The organism is Pseudofrankia sp. EUN1h (genome assembly GCF_001854645.1).
Classification (GTDB): domain Bacteria; phylum Actinomycetota; class Actinomycetes; order Frankiales; family Frankiaceae; genus Pseudofrankia; species Pseudofrankia saprophytica.
In genome coordinates, this window is sequence record NZ_MBLN01000049.1 from 31,546 (window position 1) to 44,946 (window position 13,401).

The window sequence follows — 13,401 nt, forward strand, 5'->3', positions numbered from 1 at the left end:
AGGGTGGCGTCCTCCTAGGGGGACGGGTCGCCGAGCTGGGTCCGGATGGCGGCGCGGTCGACGCCGAGCCGGTCGAGCAGCGTGGCGGCCGGGTCCGGTGGCTGGCGTTCCAGCAGTGCCAGCAGCAGGAGCTCCGGGGTGACCCGGCGGTCGGGGCTGGTGGGCGCGGCGACGACGGCCTCCGCCAGCACCGCGCGGGCGCCGGAGCTCAGCCCGGCACGCAGCTGGACGATCTGCGCGGGCGTCGGCCGGCGACCTTCCCGGCCGAAGAGAGCGGCGCGACCGTCCAGGTCCTCGGCCGGCCCGTCGCCCGCTCCCGGGCCGCAGCCCGCTGGCGGCCCGGGGGGCCACGGCTGCGCGTCGTCGTCGCCCGGCGCCCCGGCCGCCGTCGTGGCGACGGCGATGCCGAGCGCGGCCAGTGCGTCCCCGTCCAGCATGGCGAGCGCCCCGCGTGCCTCGGCCAGGCCCACGCCGAGCGCGCGCGCCGCGTCGGTGCCTGGATGACGCAGGACGCCGAGGAGCAGGTGCTCGGTGCCGATCCGTCGATCGCCGCGCAGCCGCGCCTCGGCCAGCGCGGCGCCGACGACCCCACGGGCACCGGGGGCGAAGCGAGTGGGCATCGGCCGTTGCCTCCTTCCTCGTACCGCTCGAATGCGTCCCGCTCGCATGGCGCGCCGGCCGGTCGCTAACTGGCCGCGCGACCGTGCTTGGCGTGCGCGGACTGCCGKGACACCCCCAGGGCGTCGCCGATCTGCTCCCACGACCAGCCGTGCTCCCGGGCCGTCGCGACGGCCTGTGTCTCGACCTGCTCGGCGAGTCGGTGCAGCGCCCCGACCGCCCGCAGGCCGAGGGCCGGGTCGCCGGCCCGTACCCGCGCCAGCAGATCGTCGACGTCCATGTCCGTCAGTTTGAACTGACATTCCGCCCCTTGTCAATTCAGACTGACAGGAGGATCCCGCCAGCGGGCCGGCCTTGCCGGCGCGCGGCGGGCGGGAGAACACTTCTCCCATGGCCACCGGACCCGAGCCAGCCGCCGACCGCGCCCCGCGGACGACCGCGACGACGTCGACGACCTCGCCGGTGGCCGGCCGGGCGGTGGGGAGGTCGTCCGGCTGCCCGCGAGGGGCGACGCCGAGCTGGCGCCGGCCGGCGACATGGAGCTGAGCACGGCGCTGGCCGACCGGGTGACCCAGTACGCCCGGGCCGCGCGGGCGACCTCGACCTGGCGGGCCTACGACACCGACCTGCGGCACTTCCGCGCCTGGTGCGCCGCCCAGCCGACGGCCCCGGCGGCGGTGCCGGCGGGCGCGCTGACCGTCGCCGGCTACCTCGCCGCCCTCGCGGACGCCGGTTACAAGCCGTCGACGATCCGCCGGCGCCTCGCCGCGATCTCGGTCGCCCATCAGCTCGCGAAGGCGCCCAACCCGGCGACGTCCCCGGAGGTCGCGACCGTGTGGGACGGCATCCGCCGGGTCCACGGCGCCCGCCCCGCCCGCAAGGAGGCACTGGAGACGTCACTGCTCACCCGCGTCCTCGCCGCGATCGACGAACCACCCGCCGATGCGGCGGCGGGTACCGACGCGCCGGCGGGGAACGTGGCACCAGACCCGGCGCCGGGCGCGGCGGCCGCCACCCTCGCCGCCGTCCGGGACCGGGCGTTGCTGCTCGTCGGATTCGCCGGCTGCCTGCGCCGTTCCGAGCTGGTCGGCCTCGACATGGCCGACATCGAGGTGACCCCCGACGGGCTGGTGCTGTCGGTCCGCTCGTCGAAGACCGACCAGGAGGGCCTCGGCGCGCTCGTCGGCCTCGCCTACGGCTCCTACCGGCCGACCTGCCCGGTACGCGCCTGGCAGGCATGGGCCGCCGCCGCGCGGCTCACGGCGGGTCCGGCGTTCCGCGGGATCAACCGGCACGGCCACGTCGGCGCCGGCCGGCTGCACCCGGGCTCGGTGGCCCGGATCGTGCAGCGGCGGGCCGCGGCCGCGGGCCTGGATCCGGCCGACTTCGCGGGCCACTCGCTGCGTTCCGGGTTCGCGACCGCCGCCGCCCGCGCCGGCGTCAACGACCGGGCGATCATGCGGCAGGGCCGGTGGCGCTCGGCGTCCTCCCTCGACAGCTACGTGCGCGCGGGGCGGCTCTTCGACCGCGACAACCCGTCCGGCCGCGTCGGTCTCTAGCGGCGTCCCGCGGGTCCACCTGGTGTGGGGCCGGCTGGGACGGACGGCGGGCCACGTGGGAGGCTCGCGGACGTGACAACGGGCAGCGTGACGGGCGGATCGGCGGCACCAGGCGGCGTCCGGTGGGACCTCGCGGTGAGTTTCGCCGAACCTGACCGCGGCTGGGCCGACTGGCTGGTCTGGCAGCTGCAGGACGCCGGCCGGCGGGCCACCGCCGAGCCGCTGCCCGCCGGCCGCCCGGGCACGCCGGCGGTGGCGGCCGCGCTGCGGACCGCCGCCGGGCACGCCGACCAGGTCATGGTCGTCCTGTCCGCCGCCTACCTCGCCGCCCTCGGTGACGACGAGGCACCCGACGCGCCCACCGGTGGCCAGGGCCAGGAGGCCGACCCGGGCGAGGCACCGGCCGTGGGGCTGATCGTGGCCCGGGTCGAGGACCTGCCGCGGCCCGCGCTGCTGCGCCGGGCCGTGTCGTTCGACCTGTTCGGCCTGGAGCCGCCGGTTGCCCGTGAGTGGCTGCGCCGCCAGCTCGCCGCCCTGCCCACCGCCACCGCCCGCGCCGGGGATCCCGCGCCGGCACCTTCGAGCGCAGCCCCGCCCGTTCCACCCGCCCCGGGGGCGCCCACCTCGGGCGCGGCGGCTCCCTCCGAGGCGCGGCCGGCGGAACCGGCAGCGCCGGAGGCCACGGAGACGGCGCCACGGATGCTCGCCGAGGTCCCGGGGCCGCACTCCCCGATGCGCGCCGTCGTGTTCCCGTCGACCGGGGGCATGCTGGTCAACGGCGCCCAGGACGGCAGGGTCCGGCTGTTCGACCTGGCGAACCCGAACCGGCCCACCCTGCTCACCGTGATCGAGTACGGCTCCCGGCTGAGCCAGGAGTGGGTCCGGGCACTCGCGGTCAGCGCCGACGGCACCCGCGTCGCCGTCGCCGGCGACGGGAGGCGGGTCGCGCTGTGGGACATCACCGATCCGTCCGCGCCGGAGGAGGTCTTCTCCGAGCACGGCCACCGTCACTACATCCGCGCGGTCGCGCTCAGCCCCGACGCCCACCTGATCGCATCCGGCGGCCAGGACAAGGTCGTCGCCCTGTGGGACACCCGCCGCTCCGGGCCGGACAGCCTCCTCGTCACGCTCACCGACCACCGCAAGGGGCTGCGGACCGTCGCGTTCAGCGTTGACGGGCGGCGCCTGGCCACCGGCGGCGACGACGACGTCGTCCTGCTCTGGGACCTGGCCGACCCGGCCAAGCCGACCCGGATGGCGACACTCGCCGCGCACCGCGACTCCGTGCACGCCGCGCTGTTCGTCCCCTCCGGGACCCTGCTGGCCACCGCCGGCGGCGACCGGGTCGCCCGGCTGTGGGACGTCGCGAGCCCCGCGCACCCGGAGCCGGTCGCCGACCTCTCCGGGCACCGCAAGGCCGTGACGGCGCTCGCGGTCACCGCCGACGGCCGCGGGCTCGCCACCGGCGGCGCCGACGGCGCCGTCCTGCTGTGGGACCTCACCGACCCGGCCCATCCGGCGCGGGTCGCGGCGTTCGCCGCCGGGCATGGCGGTATCAACGATTTGGCGTTCTCCCGCGACGGCGCCCTGCTCGCCGCCGCCTGCGCCGGCAAGGCCACCATCCTGTGGAGCACCGGCAGCCTGCTCGCCGCCGCGCGCCACTGATCCGAGGCTCGCTCAGTTCGAGGTCCGGCTCAGGGCCGGATGGGCCCTGCCTAGGCGTCCGAGTGGCGCTCGCCAGGGAAGCCATGGATCGCGGTGTGGTACTCGAGGACGCGGGTGAGCAGCCGCACCAGCTCGGCGCGCTCCGGGGCGTCCAGGGGAGCGAGGATCGCGTCCTGGAGGTCCGCGGCCACCACGTCGAACTCCGCCAGCCGTGACCGGCCGGCCGGGGTGATCGCGATGATGTTGCGGCGGCGGTCGGCCGGGTCCTGCGTGCGCTCGACGTGGCCGGCCTGGACCAGCTCGTTGGTCATGGCCGCGACGTCGCTGCGGTCGAAGCCGCAGCGACGGCCGAGGTCGGCCTGGCTCGACGAGCCGAACTCCTCCAGCGAGGCGAGCAGCGCGTAGTGGTAGCGGCGGCCGCCGACCGCGGTGAACGCCTCGGCGGTCAGCCGGTGCGAGTGCACCGCCGTCTTGTTCACCAGCCAGCCGGCGAGCCCGCGGACCCGGGCCGGCCAGAACGCGGCGAGCGTTCCGGCGACGGTCGACCCCGGGGGGCACGCGGCACCCGCCGCGGCCTCCTCGGTGCCGCCCGTGTCGGTACGACCCTCACCCACCCGGCTCCACCTCCACACTCGACGATTCCGCCACATATTTGTTGGCGCTACCCACGAATCTTGTTAGTGTTGGCAACACCAACGTTGGTAGTTCCCATGATAGTGCCGCCGGAGCCTGGCATCCCACACCTGGTTTCGGCGCTCGGCACCGAGACCCGCCACAGCGCGGGACGAGGGTGGAAACGCGATGAGCACCGACACGTCACCGACGCGGCCCGCCGCCCCGGCCGCCGCGCAGGCCAGCCCAGACCAGGACGACGGCGCGACCGACCCGCGGCGCTGGCGGGCGCTGGCCGCCGCGGCGCTCGGCCAGCTGATGGTCGCCGCCGACTTCACGATCATGAACATCGCGCTGCCATCCGCGCAGCGCTCGCTGCACATGTCCGACCCGAACCGGCAGTGGGTCATCACGATGTTCGCCCTCGGCTACGGCGGCTTCCTGCTGCTCGGCGGCCGGGTCGGCGAGCTGCTCGGCCGCCGCCGCGCGCTGCTGATCGGCCTGGCCGGCTTCGCCGCCGCCTCCGCTCTCGGCGGCGCCGCCGTGAACACCGAGATGCTGCTGGCCGCCCGCGGCCTGCAGGGCGTCTTCGGCGCCCTGTTCACCCCCGCCGCGCTGGCCCTGCTCGGCACCACGTTCACCGTCCCGGCCGAACGCGCCCGCGCCTTCGCCATCTTCGGCACGGTGATGGGCTCGAGCTCGGGAATCGGGCTGATCGCCGGCGGGCTGCTCACCGGCTACCTGTCCTGGCGCTACAGCCTGTTCATCTCCATCCCCCTGGCCATCCTCGCGAGCATCGTCACGATCAGCGCCGTGCCCGCCAAGGCCGCCCGGCCCGCCCGCGGCACCGCGGCGGCCGCGGCGGCCAACGCGGCGCGGCCGCGGCTCGACGTGCTGGGAGCGCTGCTCGCGACCGTCGGGCTGATGGCACTCGTCTTCGGGTTCTCCCGGGCCGAGACCCACGGGTGGGGCGCGACGACGACGGTCGTGTCGCTGGTCGCCGGTGTCGGGCTGCTGGCGCTGTTCGTGCTGGTCGAGTCGCGGACCGCGAGCCCGATCCTGCCGCTGCGGGTCATCGCGCACCGCGGCCGCGGCGGCTCCTACCTGGCGACGTTCAGCCTGGGCGTGGCCGTCTTCGCGGGGATGTTCTTCCTGACCTTCTACCTGCAGGAGGTGCTCGGCTACTCGCCGACCCGCACCGGCCTCGCCTTCCTGCCGCTGACCGCGGGGTTGATCATCGGGGCGCGCATCGTCGGCCGGCTGATCGTGCGGCTGCCGATCCGCAACCTGCTGGTCACGGGCCTGGTCAGCGCCGCGGTCGCGCTCGCGCTGATCGGCCTGCTGCGGCCGGACAGCTCCTACTGGACCGGCGCGCTGCCGTCGCTGGTCGTGCTCGGCTTCGGGATGGGCTGGGTGATGATGCCGGCGAACAGCATCGCCACCCTCGGCGCCGGCCGCGACGCGGGCGTCGCCGGCGGCGCGGTGATGACCTCCCAGCAGATCGGCGCGTCCCTCGGGCTCGCGCTGCTGGGCACCATCGCCGGCACCGCCACCTCCGGTTACCTGGGCTCCCACCCGGCGGCCAGCGGGATCGCGGCCCACGGGCTGCTGACCGCCGCGACCGTGCACGGCTTCAACGTGGCCAGCCTCGCCGGCGCGGCGTTCCTCGCGGCCTCGGCCGTCGCCGTCTTCCTGGTCGTCGGCGCCCGCGGGTCCACGGCCACCGGCGGCGCCACCGGGCGAGCCGCGGCCGCCGCGGCCGAGCCGGCGGCCGTCCCCGCCCAGGGCAGCGCCCCCGTGGCGACCCCGGCCCCGCTGGCCGCCCAGCCCGGCGGATGACCGATGACCGGCCTGCTACCGCGCGTCACCCGGCGCGCGGTGGCAGGCCGGTCGCGGCCAGGACGCGTTCACGACGTTCCGCCAGCCCAGCGGGCATGGCGGGCCGAGCCGTGGGATGATCCCCGCCGGCCGGGGTGCCCCAGGGTAGGCACGCGGGTGGCCGTGGGAGTGACGATGGTGGAGACGACGCCCGAGACAGCACCGGGGCAGCCCGCGCCGGGTGGCCTGAACCCGGCCGTGAGCCGGGGCGACGCCGGCGAGGCCGCGAACGCGGCGACCTGGCCGCAGGGTGCCGAGACCACCAGGCCGGGCGCCGGGCGCTCGATGGTCGGGCGGACCGTCGTCATCACCGGGGCGAGCGCGGGGATCGGCGCCGCCGCGGCCCGCCAGCTGCGCTCCCTCGGCGCCCGGCTCGTCGTCCTCGGCCGCTCGCCCCAGCGGACCGCCGCCGTCGCCGCCGAGACCGGCGCCCTGCCCGTCATCGCGGACTTCGCCCGCCTCGCCGACGTCCGCCGCGCCGCCGCCGAGATCACCGAGGCCTGCCCGCGCATCGACGTGCTCATGAACAACGCCGGTGGGCTGTTCCCCGGGCCGACCCTGACCGAGGACGGCAACGAACTGACGTTCCAGGTCAACCACCTGGCGCCGTTCCTGCTCACCTGCCTGCTGCTGCCGCGGCTGTCGGCCACCGCCGGCTCACGGGTGATCGTGACCAGCAGCGTCGTCAACGCCATCGGCCGTATCGACCTGACCGACCTGGACCGGGCCCGACGCGGCTACCAGCAGTTCAGCGTCTACTTCGACAGCAAGCTCGCGAACGTCGCCTTCGCCCGCGAGCTCGCCCGCCGGACCGCACCCGGCTGGCCGACGGCCACTGCCGTGCACCCGGGAGTCGTGGTGAGCAGCTTCGGGCGTGACACCTGGTTCGTGCACACCTTCTACCGGCCGCTGCGCCTGGTCGGCGCCCGCACCCCGGCCGGCGGCGCCCGCCCGCTGGTGGCGCTGGCGACCAGACCGGACCCGGAGACCGTCAACGGCGCCTACCTGCATCGCTACAAGGTGCGCGACCGTTTCTTCATCGGCCGCCAGGCCCGCGACGCGACGCTCGGCAGAGCGCTGTGGGAGTACTCGGCGGCCCGCGTCGGCCTGCCCGAATGACCTTGAGCGACACGGAACCCGCCCTGGCGGCCGCGCCAGCGGTGCGCCGCCGGCGCCCCCGGCCGCTCGCGGGGACGCATGGCGCGGTGATCGCCGTCGTCGCCGTCGGCGGGGTGGCCGGTTCCTGCCTGCGCTACGCCGCCACGCTCGGCTGGCCGACCCCGCCGGGGGCGTTCCCCTGGACGACGTGGGCGGTCAACACGGTGGGCTGCGCGGCGATCGGCGTGCTCATGGCGGTGGTCACCGCCCGCCCAGCGGTGCACCCGCTGGTCCGGCCGTTCCTCGGCACCGGGGTTCTCGGCGGTTTCACCACCTTCTCCGCCTATGCCGTCGACGCGCAGCGCCTCCTCGACGCCGGCCGGGTGGGCCTCGCGCTGGCCTACCTGGCGGGGACGGTGACGGCGGCGCTCGCGGCTGTCACCCTGGCCTCCGCCGCGACCAGGCTTACGCTGCGGGCGGGGCCGCGGGCGGCCCGCGCGCTGCTCGGGAGGCACCGATGACGAGGCTCGCCGGCCGGGCGCTGCGGCTGACCGTGTTCGTCGGGGAGAGCGACCAGTGGCACCACCGGCCGTTGTCGAGCGAGATCGTGCGCCGGGCCCGCGCCGCAGGCCTCGCTGGCGCAACCGTGTTCCGCGGCACCGAGGGCTACGGCGCCTCGTCCGTCATCCACACCACCCGGCTGCTGTCGCTGTCGGAGGACCTGCCGGTCACGGTCGTCCTCGTCGACGAGGAGCCTCGGGTGCGGGCGTTCCTCCCCGAGCTCGACGAGCTGGTCGGGGAAGGGCTGGTCGTGCTCGACGAGGTCGAGGTCGTCCGCTACACCGGCCGGCCGGCGACGCGGTGAGCTGGCTGCTCGTCGCCGCCGGCGCCGCGGTCGGCGCGCCGCTGCGCTACCTGGTGGACCGGGCGGTGCAGGCCCGCCACGGCACCGTGTGGCCATGGGGGACGCTGACCGTGAACGTGGCGGCGAGCCTGCTGCTGGGCCTGGTCACCGGGGCGGTCACAGCCGGCGCCACGTCGGGGCGGGTGGCCCTGCTGGTCGGGACGGGGCTGTGCGGGGCGCTGTCGACCTACTCCACGTTCTCCTACGAGACGCTGCGCCTGGCCGAGACCGGCTCCCGGCTGGCCGCGGCGGCGAACGTCCTCGTCACGGTGCTGTGCACCCTCGGGGCCGCTGCCCTCGGGGTCGCCGTCGCGAGCGCCGCCTGGGGCTGAGCGGCCCGGGGCTGGGAGGTGGGACGGCCGGCGGCCACGGCGCGCTGCCGGTCGGCGCGGCGGGCCAGCAGCCGCTCGGCGAGCGCGTCGGCGCGTTCGATGTCGTCGAGGGTCGCCCGCTGGCGGGAGTCCACCTCCAGGATCGCGGCGAGCAGCTCGGCCGACAGCCGGGTCCGCGCCGCGACGCGGGCGACGCTCGGCGGCAGGGCCGCCGGGGCCAGGAGGGGGACGCCCGGACCGGCCGCCCGGACCGTGGCGGCCGGTGGGCGACCGACGGTGGCGCGGTGCGCGAGGCCGGGTGCCGGGACGAGGCCCGGGGCCGCCACGGCGGCGCGGCGGGCCGCCTCGTCGGTGATTGTCTCGTCGCGGCGGAGCCGGTGCATCAGGGCCATGCACCCAGTGATACCTGCGGGCCGATCTCGTTCAACGCCTTGACATCCGGCCTGTTGGCGGGATCAGCCATGTCCCACAGGCGATCCCCAGCCCGTACCCCCTCGGTCCCCAGGGTGACCCCAGTTACCCACCGTGCTGTCGACAGGGTTATCCACATGTCGATCATCATGTGACGGATCTCACATTTACTGGATGGGAGGCCATTGTGGTCCGCGACGGGCGGGATGGGTCTCCAGCCGGCCCGCCGGCGGCGCCGAGGTGGCCGTGGTTCCACCACCCCTGTGGACGAACAGCGCCTTTCCACAGGGCCTGTTCGGCCCGCCTCGGCCGATCCACGCTCGGTCCCGCCCGGTGGCACGGCCCGGGCTCGCGGCCGGCGGTCATCCGCCGTGGCCGACGGCGGCTGACGAGGACGAGAGGCCTGGCATGGCGATGACAGTGCGGCGCGGCGGGGCCGCGCACGCGGGAGGCGGCGCCACGGCGCGGCGGCGACACCATCCGGCGCTCCCGACGGCGGGACGGGCGCTCGGGGGTGCCCGGTGAGTGGCGAGGCGGCCACGGCTCCGGTGAGCCTGGTCGCGCCCGGCCGGGCCAGCGGGGGGCCGGCTACCCGGGCCGCCGGCCCGGCGGACGTGCTGCACCTGCGGCTGGAGGCCGACGACGCCACGGCGGGGGTGTCGCTCGGTCAGGCCAGGGCGCTGCTCGTCGGGGTCGCCCGGCTGATGCAGGCCGCCGCGATGGCGGCCATCGGACCGGCGTCGCGGTTCGCCGGGCGGCGCCCGGACGTGGTGAAGGCGTTCGTCGAACGGGACGTCCGGTTCGTCCACGCCGAGGCGGACAGCCCGCTGCTGGCGGTCTTCACCCGGCTCGACGACGACCCTGTGCCCGGCGCTGCCCAGGGCACGGCCGCGTCCGTGCCCTGGGCAGCGGGCGCGGTGCGGCTGGCGCCGTTCCAGCGGCGGGTGGGCACGACGCTGGCGGGCGCGCTCGTCGAGGTCACCGACGCGGTCCGTGAGCACCGCGCGCCTCACCGCCTGGCGCTGGCAGCGCCGGCGGCCGGCGTCCCGGCGGCCGGCGGGACAGGCGGCGGCCCGGCCGACGCTGGAACGGCGCCGTCTGGGCTGGTGCTGCGCGGGGTGAGCGTCGACCTGTGCGACGCACTGCTCGGGATGGTGACCGCGCCGCGGGTGCACCTGCTGGAGCTGGCGTTCTACTGGGCGCCGCGCGCCGGGCTGGACACCCCGGCGGTGGTCCGGCTGGCGCTGCGCCGCCGCGACACCGAGGCGCTGCTGCGGCTGCGGGACACCCTCGCCGCCCTGTCCGAGCGGCCCAGGACGGCGGTGTACGGACAGGTCATCCGGCTCGACCGCGGCGAGGCCGACGACGGCGGGGTCGCCACGATCGACGGCGTCGTCGGCCGGTCGACCCCGCGCACCGTGCAGGTTCCCGTGTCCGGCGCGGAGTACGACGAGGCGATCCGCGCGTACCGGACCAGGGAACCGGTCATCGCCACCGGCCGGCTGCGCCGCCACGGCGGGGTGCACGTGCTCACCGGCCGGTTCGCCATGGCCAGCGCCGGCCCGTGACGCCGCCTCCGGCCCCGGGCAGGGCCGGGCCGGCGGCGGCGTTCCGGCTTAGTCGCGGGCCCAGGGGGAGCGGGGTCGGGTGGGCGCGGGTGGCTCCGTCGCCGCCCACACCTTGCGCCACCGGGCCGGCTCGCCGCCGCCGGGTGCCGGGACGGCCGCGCGGGAACCACCGGGCGGCGGTGCGGGCTGGCCGGGCCGGGGCAGGGAAGCCCACCAGGACGTCTCGTCCTCGGTGACGAGCCGGTCGACCTCGGCGGTCAGCCGGGCGGTGAAGCCGCGGACGTCGTCGTCCTCGCCAGCTCGCAGCGGCCGGCCGAACCGCACCGACACCTCGGGGCGGCCCGGCACCGGCCACGACCGGCCCCGCGGCATCGCCGCGAACGTGCCGCGCAGCCCGACGGGCACCACCGGCACCCCCGCGTTGATCGCCAGGAACGCGGCGCCGAGCTTGAAACGGCCCCGCGCCCCGTCCGGGGACCTGGTGCCCTCCGGGAAGATCACCAGGTTCCAGCCGTCACGCAGCAGGTCCACCGGCGTCGTCGACGGGGCGCCGCCGCTGCGGTCGATCKGCACCGTGCCGAACGCCAGCGCCGTCGACAGGCCCCGCCACGTCGACTCGAAGAAGTAGTCCGCCGCCGCGGTCACCACCGTGCGCTCCCGCACCGCCGCCGGCAGCGCGCACAGCAGCACCGTGGCGTCCAGGTGGCTCGCGTGGTTCGCCACGATCAGCGCCGGCTGCTCGCCCAGGTCGGCGAACACGTCGGCGCCCTCGACCGTCCACGTCAGCTGGGAGTGCAGCAGTGGGTCCATGATCCCACCGAGGAACGCCGCCCGGGCCGTCCGGGCCGCCGGGCCCCGCGCCCACGCCGTCGGGAACTCCCGGCCCGCCAGCGGCGGCCGGAACTCCTGCGCCGACGCGGGTACCAGCCGCTGCCCGCCGAGGCGGAACCCGCGGGTCGCCTGGCGCAGCCCCACCCCGGGGCTGCGCGACGAGGATGACGACGAGCCTGCCCGCACCGGCCGGCCCGACGCCCCGCTGACCCGGCTCACCGGACGTCCGCGATCGCGTGCGGCGGCGAGTGCAGGTAGGTGATCGACGGGTCCCGGCCGACCGTTCCCGACACCATCTCCAGCGCGTCCGCGAACGTCGAGGCCGCGCGGAACCCCATCCGGGCGCACGCCCTGCGGTCCCCGCCGACCCAGACGACGTCGCCGAGGTGGTCCATGCCGTGCGTCGCCCAGTACCACATGTAGAAGGGGTGGACACCGTGGTAGGCGTGCGAGGTCCGGTACAGGTGGATGTACCAGGGGTCGGTCGCGTACTGCTTCTCGAACTTCGCCTCGATCGTCGCCGGGTCCGTCGACTCGGCGAGGACCTCCTCGTAGAAGTCCACGTAGGAGGGGTGGTGCAGCTGGGTGAACTCGGGCGTCACCGGGTGGTACAGGATCATCGCGCCCTTGTGCCGGACCAGCGGCTTGCCCCGGTACATGTTGAAGAAGTAGCCGAGCCCCAGGCAGGTCGCGAGGATCGGGTTCATCACCGCGTCGGAGTTGTACGGCCYGATGTACGGCAGGCCGACGATCAGCACGTCGGACTGGCCGTCGACCTCGACGAGCTGCTGGCGGTGCACCGACTCCAGGGTCTTCTCGTGCACCGCCTCGGTCTCGCCGGCGTTCACGGCGGTGACCTGGTAGTCGGCGACGATGTTCTGGAACAGCCGGTGGCGCTGCCGGGCGGGCAGCTTCGGCAGCGCGGCGGTCATCCCGTAGGCCATCGCCTGGTCCTTGCGCGACCATTCCCACTCGCGCTTCGTCAGGAAGCCGTACTTCTCCGGGAACGCCTGGTTGTTCACCGTCGTCTCGACCGTGAAGATCTTGACGTGCTGGGCGAGGAGCCGGCCCATCCGCCACGCCGACGAGTGCATCGCCGAGCGGGTGTGGTCCATGAACGAGTTCGAGTGCAGCATCGTGTGGCTGTTGTGGTGATGGCGCAGACTGTTGTACGACGCCAGCCCGATCGGCACCGACTTGTGCCCGCCGTCCATCGCGACCAGGTTCACGTTCACGTACACGATCAGGTCCGACTCGGCGGCCCGCCGGTTGATCTCGACGTCCTCGCCGTGGTCGGTGACCCCGATGTGCAGCAGGTTGTCGCGGTCCTCCGCGTCGTGGTTGTACAGGTTGTCCGGCCAGAACGACCGGAACACCCGCTCCCCGACGACGTACTCGATCTCGGCGGCGGTCATCCGCCGGTGCAGTGCCGTCGCGACGATCAGATGGACGTCGTCGACCCCGGCCTCGGCGGCCAGCGTCAGCACCTGCTCGATCACCCGCTGGCGGATGTCCGGGCGGCGCATCCTCGGCAGCGGGATCGACAGGTCGTCGAACGCGATCGTCAGCTTCATCCCGGGGAACAGCAGCGCCTTCAGCGGCTCGCTGTTCTGCGGATGCTCGAGCGCGTCGGCGATCACCGCCTCCACGTCCGACACACCGGGCAGCGACTCCGGCGGGTACACCACGCGCGTCCCCAACGGGAACTGCTCCAGCAGCAGACCCTCACCCTGGTGCACCAGCAGCGGGGGAGTCCGCTCGTCGACCTCGAGCACGAACCCCGGTCTCACAGCCACGTTCCCCTCATCGCGGGCCCGCACGGCCGGCGCCTGCCGCCGTGTCGGGCTGTTCGGAAATCCACCCCGGCCGCGGGCCGGGCCGGTTGTGCGGCCGCGGCGGCCCGCGCCGCGGTGGTGTCTGCGGCA

At 75.7% G+C, this 13,401-nt stretch carries 13 protein-coding genes; 8 read left to right on the top strand and 5 right to left on the bottom strand.

The window, feature by feature from the left end:
* Positions 1-14: 14 nt before the first annotated feature.
* Positions 15-620, bottom strand: a complete 606-nt coding sequence (locus tag BCD49_RS14985) for a Clp protease N-terminal domain-containing protein (protein WP_007518981.1) — start codon at positions 618-620, stop codon at positions 15-17.
* A gap of 65 nt (positions 621-685) precedes the next feature.
* The gene (locus BCD49_RS14990) at positions 686-898 is read right to left on the bottom strand and encodes a hypothetical protein (protein ID WP_007518982.1); all 213 of its coding nucleotides are present in this window, start codon (positions 896-898) and stop codon (positions 686-688) included.
* 256 nt (positions 899-1,154) lie between these two features.
* Here BCD49_RS14990 and BCD49_RS14995 point away from each other — a divergent pair, with 256 nt between their 5' ends.
* Positions 1,155-2,177 (top strand): tyrosine-type recombinase/integrase, encoded by a 1,023-nt coding sequence (locus tag BCD49_RS14995; protein ID WP_007518984.1) that lies wholly within the window; start codon positions 1,155-1,157, stop codon positions 2,175-2,177.
* A 72-nt stretch (positions 2,178-2,249) separates the two neighbouring features.
* Positions 2,250-3,842: a toll/interleukin-1 receptor domain-containing protein gene (locus BCD49_RS45850; RefSeq protein WP_007518986.1), complete on the top strand. Its 1,593-nt coding sequence runs from the start codon at positions 2,250-2,252 to the stop codon at positions 3,840-3,842.
* Positions 3,843-3,892: 50 nt separating this feature from the next.
* On the opposite strand, the gene BCD49_RS15005 is transcribed toward BCD49_RS45850, so the two are convergent.
* Positions 3,893-4,456, bottom strand: a complete 564-nt coding sequence (locus tag BCD49_RS15005) for a MarR family winged helix-turn-helix transcriptional regulator (RefSeq protein ID WP_007518987.1) — start codon at positions 4,454-4,456, stop codon at positions 3,893-3,895.
* 187 nt (positions 4,457-4,643) lie between these two features.
* Between BCD49_RS15005 and BCD49_RS15010 the strand changes: the two genes are divergently transcribed.
* The 6 genes from BCD49_RS15010 to BCD49_RS15040 all read left to right on the top strand — a co-directional run bounded on the left by BCD49_RS15010 (position 4,644) and on the right by BCD49_RS15040 (position 10,645).
* Positions 4,644-6,293, top strand: a complete 1,650-nt coding sequence (locus BCD49_RS15010; protein ID WP_071041598.1) for an MFS transporter — start codon at positions 4,644-4,646, stop codon at positions 6,291-6,293.
* Between the two features lie 174 nt (positions 6,294-6,467).
* Positions 6,468-7,451 carry an SDR family NAD(P)-dependent oxidoreductase gene (locus BCD49_RS15015; protein ID WP_007518753.1) on the top strand — a complete coding sequence of 328 codons (984 nt, stop codon included), beginning with the start codon at positions 6,468-6,470 and terminating at the stop codon, positions 7,449-7,451.
* Positions 7,448-7,951: a fluoride efflux transporter CrcB gene (crcB, locus tag BCD49_RS15020; protein WP_007518755.1), complete on the top strand. Its 504-nt coding sequence runs from the start codon at positions 7,448-7,450 to the stop codon at positions 7,949-7,951. Before BCD49_RS15015 ends, crcB begins: the two co-directional genes overlap by 4 nt.
* Positions 7,948-8,295, top strand: a complete 348-nt coding sequence (locus BCD49_RS15025) for a DUF190 domain-containing protein (protein ID WP_007518757.1) — start codon at positions 7,948-7,950, stop codon at positions 8,293-8,295. The genes crcB and BCD49_RS15025 overlap by 4 nt, the downstream gene beginning before the upstream one ends.
* Positions 8,292-8,666 carry a fluoride efflux transporter FluC gene (locus tag BCD49_RS15030; protein WP_007518759.1) on the top strand — a complete coding sequence of 125 codons (375 nt, stop codon included), beginning with the start codon at positions 8,292-8,294 and terminating at the stop codon, positions 8,664-8,666. The genes BCD49_RS15025 and BCD49_RS15030 overlap by 4 nt, the downstream gene beginning before the upstream one ends.
* A 932-nt stretch (positions 8,667-9,598) precedes the next feature.
* A complete protein-coding gene (locus tag BCD49_RS15040; protein ID WP_007518766.1) occupies positions 9,599-10,645 on the top strand; it encodes a hypothetical protein in 1,047 nt (348 codons plus the stop codon).
* A 48-nt stretch (positions 10,646-10,693) separates the two neighbouring features.
* Here BCD49_RS15040 and BCD49_RS15045 read toward each other — a convergent pair whose 3' ends face one another.
* Together BCD49_RS15045 and BCD49_RS15050 are read right to left on the bottom strand one after the other, a co-directional pair.
* On the bottom strand, positions 10,694-11,695 hold the full coding sequence (locus BCD49_RS15045) for a lysophospholipid acyltransferase family protein (RefSeq protein ID WP_083401467.1): 1,002 nt from the start codon (positions 11,693-11,695) through the stop codon (positions 10,694-10,696).
* Entirely contained in the window at positions 11,692-13,272 is a 1,581-nt protein-coding gene (locus tag BCD49_RS15050) for a lactate racemase domain-containing protein (RefSeq protein WP_071041601.1), read from the bottom strand. Before BCD49_RS15050 ends, BCD49_RS15045 begins: the two co-directional genes overlap by 4 nt.
* Positions 13,273-13,401 lie beyond the last annotated feature (129 nt).